General features: G+C 58.2%; 14 protein-coding genes. 5 read left to right on the top strand and 9 right to left on the bottom strand.

Going from position 1 to position 20,536, the window contains the following annotated elements:
- Positions 1 to 11: 11 nt before the first annotated feature.
- The 5 genes from N1249_RS14455 to N1249_RS14435 are packed head-to-tail and all read left to right on the top strand — an operon-like array spanning position 12 to position 5,179.
- A complete protein-coding gene (locus N1249_RS14455) occupies positions 12 to 1,628 on the top strand; it encodes an ABC transporter substrate-binding protein (RefSeq protein WP_259830366.1) in 1,617 nt (538 codons plus the stop codon).
- On the top strand, positions 1,625 to 2,662 hold the full coding sequence (locus N1249_RS14450) for an ABC transporter permease (RefSeq protein ID WP_259830364.1): 1,038 nt from the start codon (positions 1,625 to 1,627) through the stop codon (positions 2,660 to 2,662). The genes N1249_RS14455 and N1249_RS14450 overlap by 4 nt, the downstream gene beginning before the upstream one ends.
- Positions 2,659 to 3,564, top strand: coding sequence for an ABC transporter permease (locus tag N1249_RS14445; protein WP_259830362.1), 906 nt, complete (start codon positions 2,659 to 2,661; stop codon positions 3,562 to 3,564). The genes N1249_RS14450 and N1249_RS14445 overlap by 4 nt, the downstream gene beginning before the upstream one ends.
- Positions 3,536 to 4,396 carry an ABC transporter ATP-binding protein gene (locus N1249_RS14440; RefSeq protein WP_259830360.1) on the top strand — a complete coding sequence of 287 codons (861 nt, stop codon included), beginning with the start codon at positions 3,536 to 3,538 and terminating at the stop codon, positions 4,394 to 4,396. Before N1249_RS14445 ends, N1249_RS14440 begins: the two co-directional genes overlap by 29 nt.
- 9 nt (positions 4,397 to 4,405) lie before the next feature.
- Positions 4,406 to 5,179: an ABC transporter ATP-binding protein gene (locus N1249_RS14435; protein WP_259830359.1), complete on the top strand. Its 774-nt coding sequence runs from the start codon at positions 4,406 to 4,408 to the stop codon at positions 5,177 to 5,179.
- Between the two features lie 96 nt (positions 5,180 to 5,275).
- Here N1249_RS14435 and yegS read toward each other — a convergent pair whose 3' ends face one another.
- From yegS to yegD, 9 genes are all read right to left on the bottom strand, one after another.
- On the bottom strand, positions 5,276 to 6,175 hold the full coding sequence (gene yegS, locus N1249_RS14430) for a lipid kinase YegS (RefSeq protein WP_259830357.1): 900 nt from the start codon (positions 6,173 to 6,175) through the stop codon (positions 5,276 to 5,278).
- A gap of 248 nt (positions 6,176 to 6,423) precedes the next feature.
- Complete coding sequence (yegQ, locus tag N1249_RS14425) at positions 6,424 to 7,785, bottom strand: tRNA 5-hydroxyuridine modification protein YegQ (RefSeq protein WP_259830356.1); 1,362 nt, start codon at positions 7,783 to 7,785, stop codon at positions 6,424 to 6,426.
- A gap of 163 nt (positions 7,786 to 7,948) precedes the next feature.
- A complete protein-coding gene (gene baeR, locus N1249_RS14420) occupies positions 7,949 to 8,671 on the bottom strand; it encodes a two-component system response regulator BaeR (protein ID WP_014070964.1) in 723 nt (240 codons plus the stop codon).
- Positions 8,668 to 10,071: a two-component system sensor histidine kinase BaeS gene (gene baeS / locus N1249_RS14415; protein ID WP_166716210.1), complete on the bottom strand. Its 1,404-nt coding sequence runs from the start codon at positions 10,069 to 10,071 to the stop codon at positions 8,668 to 8,670. The genes baeR and baeS overlap by 4 nt, the downstream gene beginning before the upstream one ends.
- Positions 10,068 to 11,483 (bottom strand): MFS transporter, encoded by a 1,416-nt coding sequence (locus N1249_RS14410; protein WP_259830351.1) that lies wholly within the window; start codon positions 11,481 to 11,483, stop codon positions 10,068 to 10,070. Before N1249_RS14410 ends, baeS begins: the two co-directional genes overlap by 4 nt.
- A complete protein-coding gene (gene mdtC / locus N1249_RS14405; protein ID WP_259830342.1) occupies positions 11,484 to 14,561 on the bottom strand; it encodes a multidrug efflux RND transporter permease subunit MdtC in 3,078 nt (1,025 codons plus the stop codon). It abuts the gene before it with no gap.
- Entirely contained in the window at positions 14,562 to 17,684 is a 3,123-nt protein-coding gene (locus N1249_RS14400; RefSeq protein WP_259830339.1) for an MdtB/MuxB family multidrug efflux RND transporter permease subunit, read from the bottom strand.
- A complete protein-coding gene (locus tag N1249_RS14395) occupies positions 17,684 to 18,931 on the bottom strand; it encodes an MdtA/MuxA family multidrug efflux RND transporter periplasmic adaptor subunit (RefSeq protein WP_259830337.1) in 1,248 nt (415 codons plus the stop codon). The genes N1249_RS14400 and N1249_RS14395 overlap by 1 nt, the downstream gene beginning before the upstream one ends.
- Positions 18,932 to 19,120: 189 nt before the next feature.
- Positions 19,121 to 20,473, bottom strand: a complete 1,353-nt coding sequence (yegD, locus tag N1249_RS14390; RefSeq protein WP_259830335.1) for a molecular chaperone — start codon at positions 20,471 to 20,473, stop codon at positions 19,121 to 19,123.
- Positions 20,474 to 20,536 lie beyond the last annotated feature (63 nt).

Raw genomic sequence — 20,536 nt, 5'->3', positions numbered from 1 at the left:
GCGATATATACATGAAACGAACTCCCTTGGCCGGAGCGTGTTTACTCGCGCTCGCGCTGATGATGGGGAGCGGCGCGGCGTACGCAAAAACGCCGCCAGACCAGCTCATCATCGGTATGAATATGAACAACCTGCTGACGCTTGACCCGGCGGCAATGACCGGTAACGAAGTGGTCGGCATTGTGGTTAACCTCTACGATTCCCTGGTAGAGCTGGATCCGAACGAACTCACCAACGTCAGGCCGGCGCTGGCGAAGTCCTGGGATATTGCCCCGGACGGTAAAACCCTGACTTTCCACCTGCGCGACGACGTGAAATTCCACTCCGGCAATCCGCTGACGGCGGAAGATGTGGTCTGGTCGATGCGCCGCCTGCTGCACCTTAACCTTGCCCAGGCATCGGTGTGGAAGTCCTACGGTTTCAGCAAGAAAAATATCGATAAACAGGTCAGCGCCCCGGATGATTACACCGTACAAATCGTCCTGCCTAAAGCCAATGACCCGCAGCTGGTGATCTACTCCCTTGGCGCACTGGGTAACCTGGGCGTGCTCGACAGCAAAACCGTGCAGCAGCACGCCGCCAACAACGACTGGGGCAACCGCTGGCTCACCACCAACGAAGCAGGCTCTGGCCCGTTTATGCTGGAAACCTGGCAGGCGAAAGATGTGCTGAGGATGCAGCGTAACCCGCACTACTGGCGTGACGAGCCAAAGATGAGCCGCGTGGTATTGCGCCATTTTCAGGAGTCGCAAACCCTGCGTCTGATGATTGAAAAAGGCGACCTCGACATTGCCAACAACATGGCGGTGGCGGACATCAATGCCCTGCGTAAAGACCCGCAGCTCACCGTTGAAGCGGTACAGAAAGGCACGGTCTACTATGTGGCGATGAGCATGAAAGAGGCGCATTTCGCCAACGCCAAAGTGCGCGAGGCCGTGCGCTATCTGATTGACTATCAGGGCATCAATAAAGCGCTGATGCCAGGTTACGGCGTGCTACACCAGCGTCCGATCAAAGCGGGGATGCCGTCCACGCTGCCGGACCCTGGCTACAGGCTTGATATTCCGCGCGCCAAAAAGCTGCTGGCAGAGGCGGGTTACCCGAACGGATTCGATACCACCCTGCGCGTGCTGGCGGATCAGCCGTTCCTCAATATTGCCATCGCCGTGCAGTCCACCCTGATGCAGGCGGGGATCAACGCCAAAATCATCACCGGCACCGGCAACCAGATTTACGGTGCCATGCGCGAGCGTAAGTTCGACATGCTGGTGGGGCGCGGCGGCAGCGGGGTTGAGCCACATCCGCACTCCAGCCTGCGCGCGCTGGTCTACAACCCGGACAACAGCGATGAAGCCCGGCTGACCAATTTCCAGGGCTGGCGCACCAGTTTCTACGATAAACCGCTCAACGAGATGATCGATAAAGCTCTGCTGGAGCGCGATCCGCAAAAACAGGTAGCCGATTACCAGCAGATCCAGGTGCGTTACGACGCGCTGATCCCGGCGATGATCCCGCTCTCACAAATGGTGGATTCCGTGGTGGTGCGCAACGAGGTGAAAAACTTCCAGTCGCACCCGTCGGCCACCACCTTCCTGCGTGAAGTCTACAAAACCGGAGGTGAACAATGAGTGTGGCGATCCTCGCGCCCGGCTCCCGTACCCGGCGCTTCTCAAAACGGCTGACGCAGGTCGTCATTACGCTGTTTGGCCTGCTGCTGTTGACCTTTTTCATCGGCCGCGTAATGCCTGTCGATCCGGTGCTGGCGATAGTCGGCCCGGATGCCGACCACAGCACCTATCAGCAGGTGTATCACCAGCTGGGGTTTGATAAATCATTGCTGACCCAGTTTGGCATTTACCTGAATAACCTGCTGCACGGTGATTTAGGCAATGCGTTGCTGACCGGCAAACCGGTGACGGCAGATATCCTGCGCGTCTTCCCGGCCACGCTGGAGCTGGCAACGATGGCGATTATCGTCGGCGCAGGTCTTGGCATCCCGCTGGGCGTGCTGGCGGCGGCGCGTCGCAACAGCATTTCCGATTACGTGGTGCGTATCATCAGCCTGGCAGGTTACTCCACGCCGATTTTCTGGGTGGGGATGATGGGCCTGCTGCTGTTCTACGCCTGGCTTGGCTGGGTAGGCGGTGCAGGGCGTCTGGATCTGGGGCTGGACGGGGTAGTTCCGCGTCGCACCGGGCTGATGACCATCGATGCGTTGCTGGCCGGAAACAGTGCGGTGTTCTGGAACGCCATTAACCACCTGGTATTGCCGGCTTCGCTGCTCGGTTTTCACTCGCTGGCCTACATCAGCCGTATGACCCGCAGCTTTATGCTGGCGCAGCTGTCGCAGGAGTTCATCATCACCGCGCGGGTAAAAGGCTTAACCGAGCGCCAGGTCATCTGGAATCACGCGTTTCGCAACATCCTCGTACAGTTGCTGACGGTTGTCGCGCTGGCCTACGGCTCGCTGCTGGAAGGGGCGGTGCTGATTGAAACCGTCTTCTCCTGGCCAGGCTTTGGCTCGTATCTCACCGGCAGCCTGCTGCTCGGCGATATGAATGCGGTAATGGGCTGCGTGCTGCTGGTGGGCATTATCTTTGTGATGCTCAACCTGCTCTCCGACATGCTTTATCAACTCTTTGACCCGAGGACGAAATCATGACCGTTTCTCTGGATACGCCGCTGGGAGCCGGGCAGTCTGAAGGCCGCCAGCGTATCAAACGCGCGTTTGCCCGTGCCGCTGGTTTTATCGGCAAAATGGCGCGCAATCCGCTCACCGCTATTGGCGGCGGCATTATCCTGCTGCTGTTGATTGTCGCAGCTTTTGCGCCGCTGATTGCGCCCTATAACCCGCTGGTGCAGGACCTGAACAATGCGCTGGTTGCACCGAATGCGCAGCACTGGTTCGGCACCGACGAGTTTGGCCGCGATATCTTCAGCCGCCTGGTGTATGGCTCGCGCATCACGCTCTATATCGTGCTGCTGGTCTCCGTCACCGTGGGGCCGCTGGGGCTACTGCTGGGTGTGGCCGCTGGCTATTTTGGCGGCAAGGTGGATGCGGTGCTGATGCGCGTCACCGATATTTTTATCTCCTTCCCAAGCCTGGTGCTGGCGCTGGCGTTTGTGGCGGCGCTCGGGCCCGGGCTGGAGCACGTGGTTATCGCCATTACGCTGACCGCCTGGCCGCCGATTGCCCGCCTGGCGCGTGCCGAAACGCTTTCCCTGCGGCAGGCTGATTTTATCTCCGCCGTGCGTTTGCAGGGGGCTTCATCGGTACGCGTGTTGTGGCGCCATATCGTGCCGCTGTGCCTGCCGTCGGTGATTATCCGTATCACCATGAACATGGCGGGGATCATCCTGACCGCGGCAGGGCTGGGTTTCCTCGGCCTTGGCGCACAGCCGCCGGAGCCAGAGTGGGGGGCGATGATTTCAAGCGGCCGCACCTACATGATGGAGTGCTGGTGGGTGGTGACTATTCCGGGGCTGGCAATTCTGATTAACAGCCTGGCGTTTAACTTCTTAGGAGATGGCTTACGTGACATCCTCGATCCTCGCAGCGAATAACCCTTTGCTCGACGTGCGCGATCTCCACGTCGATTTTATCAACGGCGGGGCAGTGACTCACGCCGTGCGCGGTGTCTCTTTCCAGCTCGGGCGTGAAAAGCTGGCGATTGTCGGCGAATCCGGTTCCGGGAAATCCACCGTCGGGCGGGCACTGCTGCGCCTGCATCCGGCGAAAGCGCAAATCAGTGCTACGCGGATGCAGTTTGGCGATGTCGATTTGCGGAGCGTGAGTGAGGCGCAAATGCGCGCCATTCGTGGCAAGCGGATCTCGATGATCATGCAGGACCCGAAATACTCGCTCAACCCGGTGGTGTGCGTGGGCGACCAGATTGCTGAAGCCTGGCTGACTCACCATCCGGGGCGTAAAGCGGAGGCGAAAGCCAAAGTGCTGGAGATGCTCGACGTGGTGCGTATTCGTCAGCCGGAGCGTGTGTATCACCTCTATCCGCATGAGATTTCCGGCGGGCAGGGGCAGCGCATCATGATTGCGATGATGCTGATAACTGACCCGGAGCTGGTCATTGCCGACGAACCGACCTCGGCGCTGGACGTGTCGGTGCGCTTGCAGGTGCTGGGTTTGCTAGACGATCTGGTGCAGTCCCGCGGTCTGGGGCTGATTTTTATCAGCCACGACATCAACCTGGTGCGCAGTTTCTGCGACCGGGTGCTGGTGATGTACGCCGGGCGCGTGGTGGAGTCCATTGCGGCGAAAGATTTGCACAATGCGCAGCACCCTTATACGCAGGGCTTAATCAGCGCGCTGCCGGAAATCAACCATCGCCGCCCGACGCTGCCGGTCCTGCAGCGTCAGGCCAGCTGGCTCACCGAGTAAGGAGCAGAGATGATCGAGATTAAACACCTCAACCTGGCATTCGGCGAGGGAGAGAAGCGAAATCAGGTGCTGGATGACGTAAATATTAGCGTGAAAGAGGGCGAGATTTACGGTCTGGTAGGGGAGTCCGGTTCGGGTAAAACCACGGTACTCAAATGCCTGGCCGGGCTGTTCACTCACTGGGACGGCGAGCTGGCGATTGACGGTAAGCCGCTGGAAAAACGTATCAGCCAGGAACGCTGTCGGCGGGTGCAGATGGTGTTTCAGGATCCGTACGGCTCGCTCCATCCGCGTCATACCATTGGCGATATTCTGGAAGAGCCGCTGCAGATCCACGGCATAAAAGATCGCGACAGACGTATTCATACGTTGCTGGATAAGGTGGGGTTAAACCGGGCCTTTCGCGACCGTTATCCGCATCAGCTTTCCGGCGGGCAGCGCCAGCGGGTGGCGATAGCCAGAGCGCTGATTCTGGAGCCGCAGGTGCTGTTGCTGGACGAACCAACCTCGGCGCTGGACGTGTCGGTCCAGGCGGAGATCCTGAATCTGCTGGCGGAGTTGCAGCGGGAGTCGAATTTGACCTACCTGATGGTGACGCACGATTTAGGCGTTATTGCACATTTGTGTCAGAAGGTGGCGGTGATGCAGTACGGTAAAATCCTCGAAAGCCTGACCGTGGACGAGCTGGTGGCCGGGCAGGCCCAAACCGACTATACGCGGATGCTGGTGAATGCCAGCCAGCAGTACAGCCGCGAGATGGCGCGGGAGGTGGCGGTGTATTAGGTTTGGGCGGTCTTTAGCCGGGTGGCGGCGACGCCTTACCCGGCCTACATTACCGAACGCGTAGGCCGGGTAAGCGCAGCGCCACCCGGCAAACCATCAGCGCAAAAGCTGACAGTCCGGCGGCAACCGGCACTGTAGCGCGCCAGGCAAAACTTCGATGCGGAACCGCTCTCCGCTCAACGGCTCGCCGTCGAGGTTAAAGGTCATGCCGTGCGGGGCTTTCACCTCAAACCAGGCCGATTGACCGTCGATAATATTCGGGCTTTCCTGCGGCTGAGTAAGCGTGGTGAACAGCGCAGGCAATAGCCCGTCGCCGGTGAAAATACGCAGTTCTAACAGACCGTCGTTAATCAGCGCTCCCGGGCACAGTTGCTGCCCGCCGCCTGCCTGACGCCCGTTGCCGATACCGATCACCAGCGCATCCCCTTGCCAGTGAAAATCATCTCCGGTGATTTCGCAGCGATCCGGTTTCAGGGTGTCCATCCGCATCAGGCCGTGGATCAGATAAGAGACACCGCCAAGCGCCGCTTTCAGTTTTTCCGGTGTTTCACTGGTGATCCGCGTACCAAATCCTCCCGTCGCCATATTGATAAAACAGGTCTTATCATTCACCAGAGCGATATCCACAGCAGTGGCTTTTCCAAGAATGGCCAGCTGGAGCGCTTTCGCCAAATCCTCCGGGATCCCGGCGCTGGTGGCAAAATCGTTTGCCGTTCCGAGCGGCAAAATGCCCATGGCCGGGCGCTGGGCCGTCTCAAGATGAATCAGCGCGGTGGCAATTTCGTTGATGGTCCCGTCGCCACCGCCGGATATCACGGTGTCCACGCCAAGCTCGCACGCCTCGGCAATATACCGGGCGGCATCGCCTTTTTCCCACGTGACACGAACGTGAATACAGGCGCCGTCGTTTCGCAGGTTAACAACGGCCTGACGCAGGATATCGTTACCGGCACTCTTGCCGTTCAGAATTAATAAACTGGCTGGATAGGTTGCCATCCGCATTGCTCCCTTTTTTGCTTTATCAGAAGTGTATCTCAGGGAGGAAAAAAGCGGGTAAGAACAGGACGAAAGGAAAAAAATAAGCCCGCGTAAGGGAGATTACGCAGGCTAAGGAGGTGGTTCCTGGTACAGCTAGCATTTATGGGTTATGTTTTTCAGCGCTGTGGATAATACCCGTATTGAACGAAGCGGTATGTGATCCGATTCTAAGAATCATCCCAACCTGAAAAAATACCCATTATTAACTATTTGTTGTGCGGATTACGGGTGCTTTCTCCGTCGAAATTACGCATCAGCAGCGCAAATTCCAGATCCACCTCTTCCGGGACAGGCAGCCAGACAACGTGACCGTCACCCGGGGCCACCTCAATCGCTTCGCCTTTCTTGTTTTCCAGATGCTCCAGGCGGAAGTTCATGTTGCCCTGCGGGGTCATCAGTTCCAGGCTGTCGCCTTTGGTGAATTTGTTTTTCACGGCAACCGCAGCCAGCGGGCCTTTGCGCTCGCCGGTGAAATCGCCGACAAACTGCTGGCGCTCAGAGATCGAGTAGCCGTGCTCGTAGTTCTGGTAGTCGTCGTGGGTGTGACGGCGCAGGAAGCCTTCGGTATAACCGCGGTGTGCCAGGCCTTCCAGCGTTTCCAGCAGGGACGTGTCGAACGGTTTACCGGCCGCCGCATCGTCGATGGCTTTGCGGTAAACCTGCGCAGTACGGGCGCAGTAGTAGTAGGACTTGGTACGGCCTTCGATTTTCAGCGAATGCACGCCCATCTGGGTCAGGCGTTCAACGTGGGCGATTGCGCGCAGATCTTTGGAGTTCATGATGTAAGTGCCGTGTTCGTCTTCAAAGGCGGTCATGTACTCGCCAGGACGTTTGGCCTCTTCAATCATAAACACGCTGTCGGTTGGTGCGCCGATACCGAGCGTTGGTTCGACGTTGGTGACCGGGATAGGCTCGTGCTTGTGCACGATATTCCCGATGTCATCCTCTTTGCCTTCCTGGACGTTGTATTCCCAGCGGCAGGCATTGGTGCAAGTGCCCTGGTTCGGGTCGCGCTTGTTGATATAGCCAGAGAGCAGGCAGCGGCCGGAGTAGGCCATGCAGAGTGCGCCGTGAACGAAAATTTCGATTTCCATTTCCGGCACCTGGGTGCGGATCTCTTCAATTTCTTCCAGCGAAAGCTCGCGAGACAGGATGACGCGGGTCAGCCCCATCTGTTTCCAGAATTTCACCGTTGCCCAGTTGACGGCGTTAGCCTGCACCGAGAGGTGAATATCCATTTCCGGGAAGTTCTCCCGAACCAGCATGATTAAACCCGGGTCTGACATAATCAGCGCGTCTGGCCCCATATCCACTACCGGCTTGAGGTCCCGGATGAACGTTTTCAGCTTGGCGTTGTGCGGCGCGATGTTTACCACCACGTAGAATTTTTTGCCCAGGGCATGTGCTTCATTGATGCCGAGCTGCAGGTTCTCGTGGTTGAATTCGTTGTTGCGCACGCGCAGTGAGTAGCGCGGCTGGCCCGCGTAAACAGCGTCGGCACCATAAGCGAAAGCGTAACGCATATTTTGCAGCGTTCCCGCCGGGGAAAGGAGTTCCGGTTTAAACATGTTTGTTCTCGTTCTGATGACAGGTCAGATCCGCGTACACCTGGTGCAGCGGTAAGGGGAGATCCCCCACATTAAGGGCGGGCATTGTAGCGCTGCGGGGCAGGGAGGTAAAGTTTTTGCCCCTCGCCCCGCAGGGGAGAGGCTCAGAATGAGAAGAATGTAGTCAGGCAATCCTGCACGCATCCGCTTCCCAGCGGTAGCCCACACCATACACCGCGCGAATAAATGACTGGTCGGCGTCGAGCGCCTCCAGCTTGCGGCGCAGGTTTTTGATGTGGCTGTCGATGGTGCGGTCGGTGACGACGCGGTAATCGTCATACAGATGATTCAGCAATTGCTCGCGGGAGAACACTTTTCCCGGCTCGTGAGAGAGGGTTTTCAGCAGGCGGAACTCGGCGGGGGTGAGATCCAAAAGCTTGCTGCGCCAGCTCGCCTGGAAGCGGCTTTCATCCACAATCAGCGGGCTTTCGGCATCCAGCGCCTGCAATTCGCGATGCGGTTTGCAGCGGCGGAGAATGGTTTTCACGCGGGCTACCACTTCTCGCGGGCTGTAAGGCTTACAGATGTAATCGTCGGCACCGATTTCCAGGCCCAGAAGGCGGTCGATCTCTTCGATTTTGGCGGTCACCATAACGATAGGCACGTCAGAGAAACGGCGAATTTCCCGGCACAGCGTCAGACCGTCGGTGCCTGGCAGCATCAGATCCAGCAGGATCAGGTCCGGCGGCGTCTGGCGCACATAGGCCAACACCTGATCGCCATGGCTGATAAGCGATGGGGCGTAACTGGCCGCACGTAAATAGTCGATCAGCAACTGCCCAAGCTTAGGCTCGTCTTCCACAATCAGAATACGTGGTGTGTTTTCGTCAATCGGTAACTCGGTCATACTTCTCTCGATATATCCCGTTCCAGCGGTAACTCTACTGTAATGCTTACCCCGCCAAAAGGCGAATGGGCGGCGCGGATTGTGCCGTTATGGGCTTCAACGATGTTGACGCAAATCGCCAGCCCCAGCCCGGAGCCGCCGCTTGCGCGGTTACGCGAACCTTCTGTACGATAAAAACGCTCAAACAGCCTTTCCAGCTGCGCATCCTGCACGCCAGGTGCGGAATCCGCAAAGGTGAGGGCAAAGCGCCCGTTTCCATGCTTGCCGGAGATATGCAGCCCGCCACCGCTGTCGGTATAGCGCAGGCTGTTTTCCAGCAGGTTGTTGAACAACTGCATCAGGCGGTCGCGGTCGCCAAACACGATGGCGCTGTCCGGCAGTGAGAGGTCAATTTTCAGGTTGCGGCTGGCAAAACGTTCGCGGAAGGCGCCGCTGGCGACTTCCAGCACGTTAATCACGTCTATCGGCGCTTTCTGGTAGGCCAGTGCCCCTTCGTCGGACATCGAAAGCTGATGCAGATCGTCCACCAGCTTGGTCAGCGTGCCGACTTCGGCCTGCAAAGAGGCGACAGATTCCGGGGTAAACTGCCGCACGCCGTCCTGAATGGCTTCCAGCTCACCGCGCAGGACCGCCAGCGGCGTGCGAAGCTCGTGCGAAATATCGGCCATAAAATCACGGCGCATCTGCTGGTTTTTCTCAAGCGTGCTGGCCAGCTGGTTAAAGTCCTGCGCCAGCTTGCCCAGTTCGTCCTGGCTGCGGGTGTCCACGCGGGTTGAGAAATCCCCGGCCGCCAGCTTGTGCGTGCCTTCTACCAGCCGTTTAACCGGTGCAAGCAGCCCGCGTGCCAGCGGGAAGGTGGCCAGCGCGGCAAGCAGCGTCGAAAGTGCGACAATCAGCCAGCTGGTCTGACGCTGCTGCTTGTCGAAGTTGATATCCGTGTTGCGCGTCAGACGTTCAACCGGGGAGGCGATCACCCAGCCGACCGTCGCGTTATTCACGGTAATGGCGCGCTTTGTGCCATCAGGCGGGACGGGCGCACGCGGGCCCACGAGCACGCGCATGTCCTGGTCTATGACCCAGAACTGTGTGCGCCAGCCGTGCGGCGGCATCCCGGGGCCGGGACGATCGTCATCGGTATCGTGCTCAAGCGAGCGGAGGATCTGAAAAACAAAACGGTCGTTATTACGCAGAAAACGCCAGTTGCCGTGCAGGGCATACTGATCGCCCAGCGCATCGCTCAGCCCCTGTAAACGCTGTTCGTTCCCGTGCTTGATGTAGTCAATAAAACCGCGCTCAAAGCTGACCCGCACCGCCCAGTGCATCGTGACCAGCAGGACGATACAGGTGGCAAAAATCGCCACAAACAGCTTTCCGGTGATCCCGGGACGCCAGAATTTCATGATGCACTCCTTTTGCCACGACGAATAACAACGTTCTTACTGGTATCGTCCGGTACTCTGGCGAAGATAAACGCGGGCAGGGCGATAATCACCGCCATGCTGAGATAGGTATATAAAAACACCTGATGCGCGACCGGCGTGTCGACGCTGAGATGGTGCTGTCCGTACATGCCGAGCAGCAGGCCCGCCACGGTAACGCCCACGCTCATGGAGAGCTGCATGATCATCGACAGCAGGCTGTTGCCGCTGCTGGCCAGTTCGTCCGGCAGGTCTTTCAGCGTCAGGGTGTTCATCGACGAGAAGCGCATCGAGTTGATAATGCCCTGGCAGAACAGAACCAGCGGCAGTGCGTAGTACCAGCCCATCAGCGCCACACCCATAAACAGCAGGCTGATGATAGCCAGCCCCAGGGTGGCTGTGACCAGCACGTGACGGTAGCCAAAGCGGTTCACCACCTGCACCACAATGCGTTTCATCCCCATGCTGCCAAGCACCATCGGGATCATCATTAAGCCCGCGTGGAACGGCGAAAAGCCCATCCCAATCTGGAGAAACACTGGCGTCATAAACGGCAACATGCCGCTGCCGACGCGCCCGGCAAAACTGCCAAACAGGCCAAGACGGTAGGTGGGATTTTTAAACAGCGACAGGCTGAACAGCGCCTGATCGTTATCCCGGGCATGGTACAGATACCACAGCACGGACATCACGCCGATAGCGACCAGAATGCCCAGCGTCAGGGAGGAAATCCCCAGCCCTTTTTGCCCGTCGAGCGCCAGGGTCAGGGTTGCCATACCGGCGGCCAGCAGGATAAAGCCAACGAAATCAAAGCGCCGGGTCTGCATGGTGTAGTTAGGCATCAGCACCAGCGTGGCGATAGCTCCCACGATACCCACCGGCAGGTTGATCAGGAAAATCCAGTGCCAGGAGGCGTATTCCACCAGCACACCGCCCAGCGCAGGGCCGAGCAGCGGGCCGACCTGGCCGGGCAGGGTAACGAAGGTCATCGCCGCCATGTACTGTTCGCGCGGGACGATTTTCATCACCGTCAGCCGACCGACGGGCACCATCATCGCCCCGCCAACCCCTTGAAGGACACGGGCCATCACCAGCTCATTGAGCGTGTTGGCCTGGGCGCAAAACAGCGAGCCCGCGGTAAACAGGATGATGGCGGTGAAAAAGATATTTCGCACCCCCACTTTATCCGCCAGCCAGCCGCTTGCAGGCAGCATGACGGCAACCGTCAGTACGTAAGCGACGATCACCATATGCATGTGCAGCGGGCTCTCCCCCAGGCTTCTCGCCATAGAGGGGAGGGCGGTATTAACGATGGTCGTATCCAGCGACTGCATAAAGAAGCCGAAGGCGACAATCCATAACTGCCAGCGGACATTTTTGGGAAGTTCTGTCATTTACCCGTTTACCGTTTCTCTGTTTTTACGCGAAAAACGCACCCGCAGGCGGTCAAAGAAGAGATAGACCACAGGGGTGGTATAGAGCGTTAGCAACTGGCTCATCACCAGACCACCGACAATCGTTATCCCCAATGGCTGACGCAGCTCTGAGCCGTCGCCACCGGAGATCACCAGCGGCAGGGCGCCAAACAGCGCCGCCAGCGTGGTCATCATGATCGGGCGAAAACGCAGCAGGCAGGCCTGGAAAATAGCCTCTTCCGGGCTCAGATTGCCCTGGCGCTGCGCAACCAGCGCAAAGTCGACCATCATAATGGCGTTTTTCTTCACAATGCCTATTAATAGCATGATACCGATGAGCGCGATTAGGCTGAAAGGGGCACCAAACAGCTCCAGTGCCAGCAGCGCCCCCACACCCGCTGAAGGCAGGGTTGAGAGGATAGTCAGCGGATGAACGTAACTTTCATACAACACCCCCAGCACGATATACACCGTGGCGATGGCCGCCAGGATCAGGATCACCTGTGAGTTCATCGTCTCCTGGAATACCTGCGCCGTGCCGGCAAAACTGCCGCGCACGGTGGACGGCACGCCAAGCTGGGTCATGGTGCGGTTGATGGCATCGCTCGCCTCAGACAGCGACGACCCGGTCGGCAGGTTAAACGAAATGGTCGAGGCCGCGGAAAGCCCCTGATGGTTAACAGAGAGCGGGGCGTTTGCGGGCTGCCAGCTGGCGAAGTAAGAGAGCGGGATAGCCTTGCCATCGCTGTTGATCACAAACATTTTGTCCAGCGCGCTGATGTCCTGGGTGTAACGCGGATCCACTTCCATCACCACCTTATACTGGTTCATCGGCTGGTAAATGGTGGAGATCTCACGCTGACCAAAGGCGTTGTTCAGCAGGCTGTTAGCGGCTTCTACGTTAATGCCCAGCCGTGACATTGTTTCACGATCGTAGGTCAGATCCATCTCTGCGCCGTTGTCCTGCTGATCGGAGTTCACGTCTGCCAGTTCAGGCAGCGCCGCCAGCGCTTTGCGGATCTTTGGCTCCCATTCGCGCAGGGCGGCAAGGTCGTCAGACAGCAGGGTGTACTGATAGCTGGCATTGGCCTGACGTCCACCCACGCGGATATCCTGAACGGCCATCAAAAACAGATTGGCCCCCGGCTCTTTGGCAAGCTTCAGACGCAGGCGGTCGATAACCTGTTGCGCGGTTTCGTTGCGCACATCCCGGGGCTTGAGGGTAATAAACATCATCCCGCTGTTCACGCGTGAGCCGCCGGTAAACCCGGTGACATTATCCACCGCTTTGTCTTCGCGGATGATTTTCATAAAGTCCTGCAATTTACCGCGCATCGCCTGGAACGAGATGCTCTGGTCAGCCTGAATGCCGCCCATCAGCACTCCGGTATCCTGTTCCGGGAAGAACGTTTTCGGGATAGAGATGTACATCCAGACGTTGAGCACGATGGTGCCAATCAGTACCAGCCCGACGATCCGCGTGTGGTTCAGCACCCATCTCAGCGACTTGCCGTAGCTCTCCTGCATGGCCATCAGGAAACGGCCAAAACCTTTACGCCGTGGCTGGGAGTGCGGTTTGCTGCGTTTGAGCATCCAGCCGCACATCATCGGCGTTAATGTCAGCGATATAGCCAGAGAAATACCAATCGCGACGGAGAGCGTAACGGCAAATTCCCGCAGCAGGCGGCCAGGCAGCCCGCCCATCAGCAGCAGCGGCAGGAACACCGCAACCAGAGACAGACTCATGGAAAGCACGGTGAAACCCACTTCGCGCGTCCCCTGAAGCGCCGCCTGGAGCGGTTTCACGCCAGCTTCAAGATGGCGGGAGATATTCTCCAGCACCACAATGGCGTCATCCACAACGAAGCCCGTGGCAATGGTCAGCGCCATCAGCGAAAGGTTGTTCAGGCTAAATCCGCACAGATACATGGCGGCAAAGGTCCCGATCAATGACACCGGAACGGCTACCGCCGGGATAAGCGTTGCGCGCCCCGAGCGCAGGAATAAAAACACCACCAGGATAACCAGCGCCACAGAGATAATTAACGTCTGCTCCACCTCTTCGAGCGAGGCGCGGATCGTCGGAGAGCGATCCTGAGCAATCTGCAGATCAATGGCCGCCGGAATGGTTTCCTGTAACTCTGGCAGGCGCGCGCGGATGCTGTTGACCGTCTGGATGATGTTGGCTTCAGGTAATTTGCGGATCATCAGCAAAATAGCCGGTTTGGCATTGGTCATCCCGGCGTTACGTACGTCCTGCACCGAATCGGTGACGCTGGCGACATCGCTTAAGCGTACCGCCGCACCGTTGTTGTAGTGAATGATCAGCGGTTGATATTCCGCGGCGGTTTTCAGCTCGTCGTTGGTCTGGATCTGCCAGCGATGGCTCTGGTCATCGATCGCCCCTTGCGGCTTGCGAACGTTCGCGTTGCTGATGGCAGTACGCACGTCATCCAGCGACACGCCCTGGTTGAACAGTGCCTGCGGGTTTAAGCCCACGCGGACCGCAGGCAGGGAGCTGCCGCCGACGTCAACGTCACCCACGCCGTCAATCTGGGCGATGGTCTGCGCCAGTTGGGTGGAGGCAAAGTCGTACAGTTGCCCCTGAGAGTAGGTGTCCGAGGTGAGCGTCAGGATCATGATGGGCGCGTCAGACGGGTTGGCTTTACGATAAGTTGGACGGCTTGGCATCCCGCTTGGCAACAGGCTTTGCGCGGCGTTGATGGCTGCCTGTACGTCACGTGCGGCACCGTTAATATCGCGGTCGAAGCTGAATTCCAGAATGATACGCGTGCTGCCAAGCGAACTGCTGGAGGTCATTTCGTTTACCCCGGCAATACGTCCCAGGGAGCGTTCCAGCGGCGTGGCCACGGAAGAGGCCATCGTTTCTGGCGACGCGCCCGGCAGCGAGGCGCTGATCATGATCACCGGGAAATCCACCTGCGGCAGCGGGGCCACCGGCAGCAGCCGGAAGCCAAGCACGCCGCACAGGGTGATAGCGAGCGAAATTAATATCGTCGCGACCGGGCGGTAAATGAAGAGGGCGAAAAACTTCACTTACGCCTCCTCTTCACGTTTCGGGAAACGGCTTTTGGCCCAGATAGCCAGCTGGTCAAAGAGCAGGTAAATCACCGGGGTGGTAAACAGCGTCAGCACCTGGCTTACCAGCAGACCGCCGACCATGCCAATCCCCAGAGGGCGGCGCAGCTCAGCGCCCACGCCGGTACTCAGCATCAGCGGCAGGGCACCCAACAGCGCGGCCAGCGTGGTCATCAGGATCGGGCGAAAACGCAGCAGACACGCCTGGAAGATAGCATCCCGCGGCGACATGCCCTGTTCGCGTTCGGCGGCAAGGGCAAAGTCGATCATCATGATGGCGTTTTTCTTCACGATACCGATAAGCAGTATGATGCCGATTATCGCAATCACATCCAGTTCGCTGCCTGCCAGCATCAGCGCCAGAAGCGCGCCAACGCCTGCGGTCGGCAGGGTAGAGAGGATGGTAATCGGGTGAATAAAGCTTTCGTACAGCACGCCGAGCACGATATACATCGCCACCACGGCAGCGACAATCAGCCAGATGGTATTCCCCAGCGCCGCCTGGAAGGCCAGCGTACTGCCCTGGAACTGGGTCTGAATGTCTGACGGGAAGCTAAGATCTTTTTCCGCTGCAAGAATGGCCTCTATGGCCTCACCCAGCGAGTAATCGTCCGGCACGTTGAACGAAATGGTGGTGGACGGGAACTGATCGAGATGGTTAATCGCAAGCGGGGTGTAGCGCTCTTCCACGCTGGCAATGGCGCTTAACGGCACAATGCCGCCATCCTTACTGGTCAGGCGCACCGTATCCAGCGCGGCAAGCCCCGGTGTGTTTTCGGTGTTGTGTTCCAGCACCACGCGATACTGGTTCGCCTGGGTATAAATCGTGGAGATCAGCCGCTGCCCGAAGGCGTTGTACAGCGCGTTATCAACATCCGTCATCGTGATACCCAGACGGCTGGCGCTGTCGCGGTTAACGTTCACATAGGCCGCCAGTCCTTTGTCCTGCCAGTCGCTGCTGACGTCAGATATTTGCGGCAGCGCCTTGAGTTTATTTACCAGCTGCGGCACCCAGGTGCTGAGCGCATCAAGCGAAGTGGCCTGTAACGTGAACTGATACTGGGTGCGGCTCACCTGGGTATCGATGGTTAAATCCTGAATCGGTTGCAGATACAGCTCGATCCCCGGCACGCGGGCGACGGCAGTTTGCAGGCGCTCAATCACCGTTTGTACGCGGTCATCCCGGTCACTTAGCGGTTTGAGATTGATTTGCAGACGCGCGCTGTTCAGCGACGGGTTGGTTCCGTCAACGCCCACGAAGGAGGTCAGACTTTCAACCGCCGGGTCTTTCATGATGAGTTCAGACACCTGCTGCTGGCGCTGCGCCATGCTGGCAAAGGAGACGGACTGCGGAGCCTGAAGCGTGCCCTGAATGATGCCGTTATCCTGAATCGGGAAAAATCCTTTTGGGATGAATATCCACAGCATCACGCTCAGCGCCAGCGTACCCAGCGCCACGCCAAGTGTGGCCCACGGATGATTCAGCACTTTTGCCAGCAGGCGGCCGTAGGCGGCGATGATACGTTCGAACATGCGCTCCGACGCCCGCGAGAAGCGGTTTTGTTTACGCAGGGATTCAACGCTCAACATGCGGGCGCACATCATCGGCGTCAGCGTCAGGGACACTATCGCCGAGATCAAAATCGCAACCGCCAGAGTAACGGCAAATTCGCGGAACAAACGGCCGACAATATCCCCCATAAACAGCAGCGGGATCAGTACGGCAATTAATGAGAAGGTGAGGGAGATAATGGTAAAGCCAATTTCTCCCGCCCCTTTCAGCGCGGCGGCGAGCGGTTTTTCGCCTTTTTCGATATAGCGCGAAATGTTTTCGATAACCACGATGGCGTCATCCACCACAAAACCGGTGGCGATGGTGAGCGCCATCAGCGTCAGGTTGTTGATCGAAAAATCAAGGAACACCATCACGGCGAACGTACCCACCAGCGATAACGGTACCGCGACGGCAGGGATAATGGTGGCCGGTACGTTACGCAGGAACAGGTAGATGATCATGACCACCAGCGCAATGGCCAGCATCAGCTCAAACTGGGTGTCGGAAACGGACGCGCGAATATTGGTTGTGCGGTCGGAAAGCACCTTCACGCTGACGGACTTCGGCAGGCTCTCAATCAGCTGCGGCAGCATCGTGCGGATGCTGTCGGCGGTCTCAATGATGTTGGCACCAGGCTGGCGCTGTACGTTCATTACAATCGCCTGCTGTTTGTTGGCCCAGGCGCCAAGCCAGCTGTTTTCTGCGCCTTGCTCAACGGTCGCCACATCGCCCAGGCGAACAGGCGCGCCATTTTGATACGCAACAATCAGCTGGCGATATTCATCGGCAGACTGCATCTGGTCGTTTGCAGAAAGCGTAACGGCACGCGTCGGGCCATCCAGCGAGCCTTTGGCGGAGTTGACGTTCGCATTGCTGATCGCCGTGCGAATGGTTTCGCTGGTTAACCCCAGAGAAGCAATGGCCTGGGCGTTCAGCTTCACGCGCACAGCCGGGCGTTGCCCGCCTGCCAGTGTCACCAGACCCACCCCGGACACCTGCGAGATTTTCTGCGCCACGCGGGTTTCCACCATATCTTCCACCTGGGTCATCGGCATGGCGGAGGAGGTGACGGCAAGGGTCATGATCGGCGGATCAGCCGGGTTAACTTTGCTGTAAACCGGTGGGTTAGGCAGGTCAGACGGCAGAAGGTTAGTGGCGGCGTTAATCGCGGCCTGCACTTCCTGTTCTGCAACGTCCAGCGACAGCGTCAGCTGGAACTGGAGGGTCACCACAGACGCGCCGCCCGAGCTTTGCGAGGACATCTGTTTTAAGCCAGACATCTGGCCAAACTGCCGCTCCAGCGGCGCGGTAATGGCGGAGGTTACAACATCCGGGCTGGCACCAGGATAGAGCGTGATAACCTGAATGGTGGGGTAATCGACTTCTGGCAGCGCCGAAACGGGCAGAAAACGGTAACCAATAATCCCGGCCAGAAGAATGGCCACCATCAACAGCGTGGTGGCGACGGGGCGCAAAATGAACAGGCGTGACGGCCCACCTGTAGAGCTCGGTGGCATCACCTGCATCAGGAGGTCGCTCCCTGTTTTTTGTGTTCGCGTCTGGCGGGTTGTTCCGTGGCGGTGGTGCTGTCATGCGCTTCAACCACTTCGACTTTTGCGCCTTCGGTCAGGCGGTCAATGCCGTCGGTCACCACGCGGTCGCCCGCGGAAATCCCGGCGCTGATCACCACCGTCTGGCTGTCCTGGATCCCGGTTTTCACCAGATGCTTGCTGACCTTGTTTTCACTGTTCAGCACCCAGACAAAGTTGCCTTCATTCCCCATTTGCAGCGCTGCCGCCGGAATGACCACGGCATTTTCTTCCGTGGCTACCAGCATTCGCGCATTCACAAACTGGTTCGGGAACAGGGCGTCGTCCTGATTGTTAAAGCGGGCTTTAAGCTTGATGGTGCCGGTGGTGGTATCAATCTGGTTATCAAGGCTCAGGAGCGAACCTTCGCTCAGCTTCTGTTTGTTGGTGCGGTCCCAGGCTTCGACGACCAGCCCCTGACCGGCTTTTTGCGCCTGCACTACGGTGGCGATATCGCTTTCCGGCAAGGTAAAGACCAAATCGATAGGATGAGTTTGGGTGATGACCACAATACCGGTGGTGTCGCTGCTGGAGATTTGATTTCCGATGTCGACCTGTTTCAGCCCCACGCGGCCATCAATGGGTGCGGTGATGCGGCTCCAGTCGAGCTGTAACTGCGCGCTGGCGACGGAAGCTTCATCAGCTTTTATTGTGCCCTGGGTTTCGCTCACCAGCGACTGCTGGGTATCAAGCTCCTGGCGGGAAACCAGATTGGTTTTGACCAGCTGTTGATAGCGTGCCAAATCACGCCGGGCGTTCGCGAGCGTGGCTGTATCTTTTGCCAGCTGACCTTGTGCCTGGGCAAGGGCGACTTTGAACTGGCTTGGGTCGATCTCTGCCAGTAAATCACCGGCTTTAACCTGCTGGCCTTCCTGGAAATGAATGGCCATCAGTTGACCTTCGACGCGGCTGCGGACCGTTACCGTGTTTGCCGCCGTAATGGTCCCCAGGCCGGAAAGATAACGAGGAACCGCTTTGTTTACCGCCGTCGCGGCCTGCACCGGTGCCAGCGCGCCGCCGCGCATCCCGTGGCGGCCACCGCCCACAGGGCGCTGTGGCTGGGAACTTGCTCCAGCGGGTGTCGCAGTACCGGAAGATTGACTGTGCCAGTACCAGGCGGCGGCAAGGACCACCACAATGATGCCAGCGGCGATTGCCCAGCGGGATTTATGACTGCCTTTCATCGTTATACGTTCTCATCCTGAAACACTTCGGGAAATGATACTAGTTTAGTCAGGCAAGACGGCAGAAAAATGGAGGAAATATGGAAGACTGTCTGGAATTGTCTGAGTGTGGTGCTTTTACTTACCCGGCCTACGGTCCGTGGATGTTGTAGGCCGGGTAAGGCGGAGCCGCCACCCGGCACAACGGCATTAGCTAAACATCACCTGCGCCCAGCGCGCCAGACCCGCGGTAACGGAGCCAAAGTCATCGCCGCCCGCAATCGGTATTCCCGGCAGTTGTTCCGCCAGTGCTTTCTTGATGAGCGGTGAGCGGGCGCTTCCTCCCGTCAGGTAAATCACGTCTGGCTTCTCTTTACCATTTTCCAGTGCCAGCTGGACCTGCTCCAGAATGCGCTGTAACGGCTGCGTGAGCGCTGTTTCCAGCCCGTCCTGCGTAATGGCAGTGGCGAGGTCATCGCTAATGAACGGCAAGGTCACCGCGTGCTCAGGGATTGCCGAGAGCGCAATTTTACTCTCTTCAGCGGTACGCACCACGCGATAGCTCAAACGCTGACGCCACACTTTATACAGCAGGGCGACTTTCTCTGCGTCCTGGGCATCGCGAACCAGATCATTCAGGAAACGTCCGTTAGCGGTGCTGTAGAAATCACTTTGTGCCGGTACATCGTTGATGGCGATGGCGTTCCACCACGGCAGAATCGGCAGGGCGATCCCTTTTTCCGTCTGCCCGCCCATGCCCAGCAGCGGCATCAGGCTTTTAAACGCCAGAGCGATATCCAGATCGTTACCGCCCACGCGGCAACCACTGTGCCCCAGCAGGCTATTTTCGCGGTCACGACGCGCGTACCATTGTGGCCCCATCAGCAACAGGGAGCAGTCTGTCGTTCCCCCGCCGATATCCACCACCAGCACCCGTTTTTCTTCCGTCAGGGTGGCTTCAAAATCCAGCCCTGCGGCAACCGGCTCATACTGGAACACCACATCACGGAAACCCGCACGGTGTGCGGCACGCTCAAGAATACCCTGCGCCTGCTGGTTGGCTTCTTCGCCGCCTAATCCCTGGAAGTTAATCGGACGACCAATCACCGCCTGGGTTATGGCATCGGTAACCTGAGTCTGCGCCTGATTGCGAATGTGCAGCATCATGGCGCACACAAGATCTTCAAACATGGCCACCTGCTGCGGCTTCAGCCCGTTCGCGCCCAGGAACGATTTTGGTGATTTAACGAAGTAGACCTCTTCAGGATCTTCAACGTAATGACCCAGCGAAGAGAGGCCAAACTGCACGCTGGATGGCGTGACGTCGATATCCTCTTCGCGGTTAAAACTGACCGCACGGCGCAGCAACGCCTGCGATTCTGCGCCAGTGGCCGGAACCTGGTGATGACGGAACAGCCATTCGCTGACCGCTTCACGCGTGGGTGCGCAAAGCATGGACGGCAGCAACGTACTCTCTTTTTCCATTTTCAGGAGCTGCGGTTGCCCGTTTTGCATGATGGCAACTGAACAGTTTGCCGTACCGTAGTCAAATCCAATAAACACGTAGAAATCCCCATGCCAGTGAGAAGGGGCGAGACTTTAGCGAAATGTCCGGCCTGCGACAAC

The sequence above is a fragment of the Enterobacter sp. CP102 genome, assembly GCF_025152625.1.
GTDB lineage: Bacteria > Pseudomonadota > Gammaproteobacteria > Enterobacterales > Enterobacteriaceae > Enterobacter > Enterobacter soli.
Note: the sequence above shows the minus strand (reverse complement) of the source record. Positions and strands in the feature narration are given on the sequence as shown.

Bases quoted from the DNA above. Each gene is read 5' to 3' on its own strand.
- N1249_RS14455 (WP_259830366.1), top strand. From the start codon at position 12: ATGAAACGAACTCCCTTGGCCGGAGCGTGTTTACTCGCGCTCGCGCTG.
- N1249_RS14450 (WP_259830364.1), top strand. From the start codon at position 1,625: ATGAGTGTGGCGATCCTCGCGCCCGGCTCCCGTACCCGGCGCTTCTCA.
- N1249_RS14445 (WP_259830362.1), top strand. From the start codon at position 2,659: ATGACCGTTTCTCTGGATACGCCGCTGGGAGCCGGGCAGTCTGAAGGC.
- N1249_RS14435 (WP_259830359.1), top strand. From the start codon at position 4,406: ATGATCGAGATTAAACACCTCAACCTGGCATTCGGCGAGGGAGAGAAG.
- yegS (WP_259830357.1), bottom strand. From the start codon at position 6,175: ATGGCAACCTATCCAGCCAGTTTATTAATTCTGAACGGCAAGAGTGCC.
- yegQ (WP_259830356.1), bottom strand. From the start codon at position 7,785: ATGTTTAAACCGGAACTCCTTTCCCCGGCGGGAACGCTGCAAAATATG.
- baeR (WP_014070964.1), bottom strand. From the start codon at position 8,671: ATGACCGAGTTACCGATTGACGAAAACACACCACGTATTCTGATTGTG.
- baeS (WP_166716210.1), bottom strand. From the start codon at position 10,071: ATGAAATTCTGGCGTCCCGGGATCACCGGAAAGCTGTTTGTGGCGATT.
- N1249_RS14410 (WP_259830351.1), bottom strand. From the start codon at position 11,483: ATGACAGAACTTCCCAAAAATGTCCGCTGGCAGTTATGGATTGTCGCC.
- N1249_RS14400 (WP_259830339.1), bottom strand. From the start codon at position 17,684: ATGCAGGTGATGCCACCGAGCTCTACAGGTGGGCCGTCACGCCTGTTC.
- N1249_RS14395 (WP_259830337.1), bottom strand. From the start codon at position 18,931: ATGAAAGGCAGTCATAAATCCCGCTGGGCAATCGCCGCTGGCATCATT.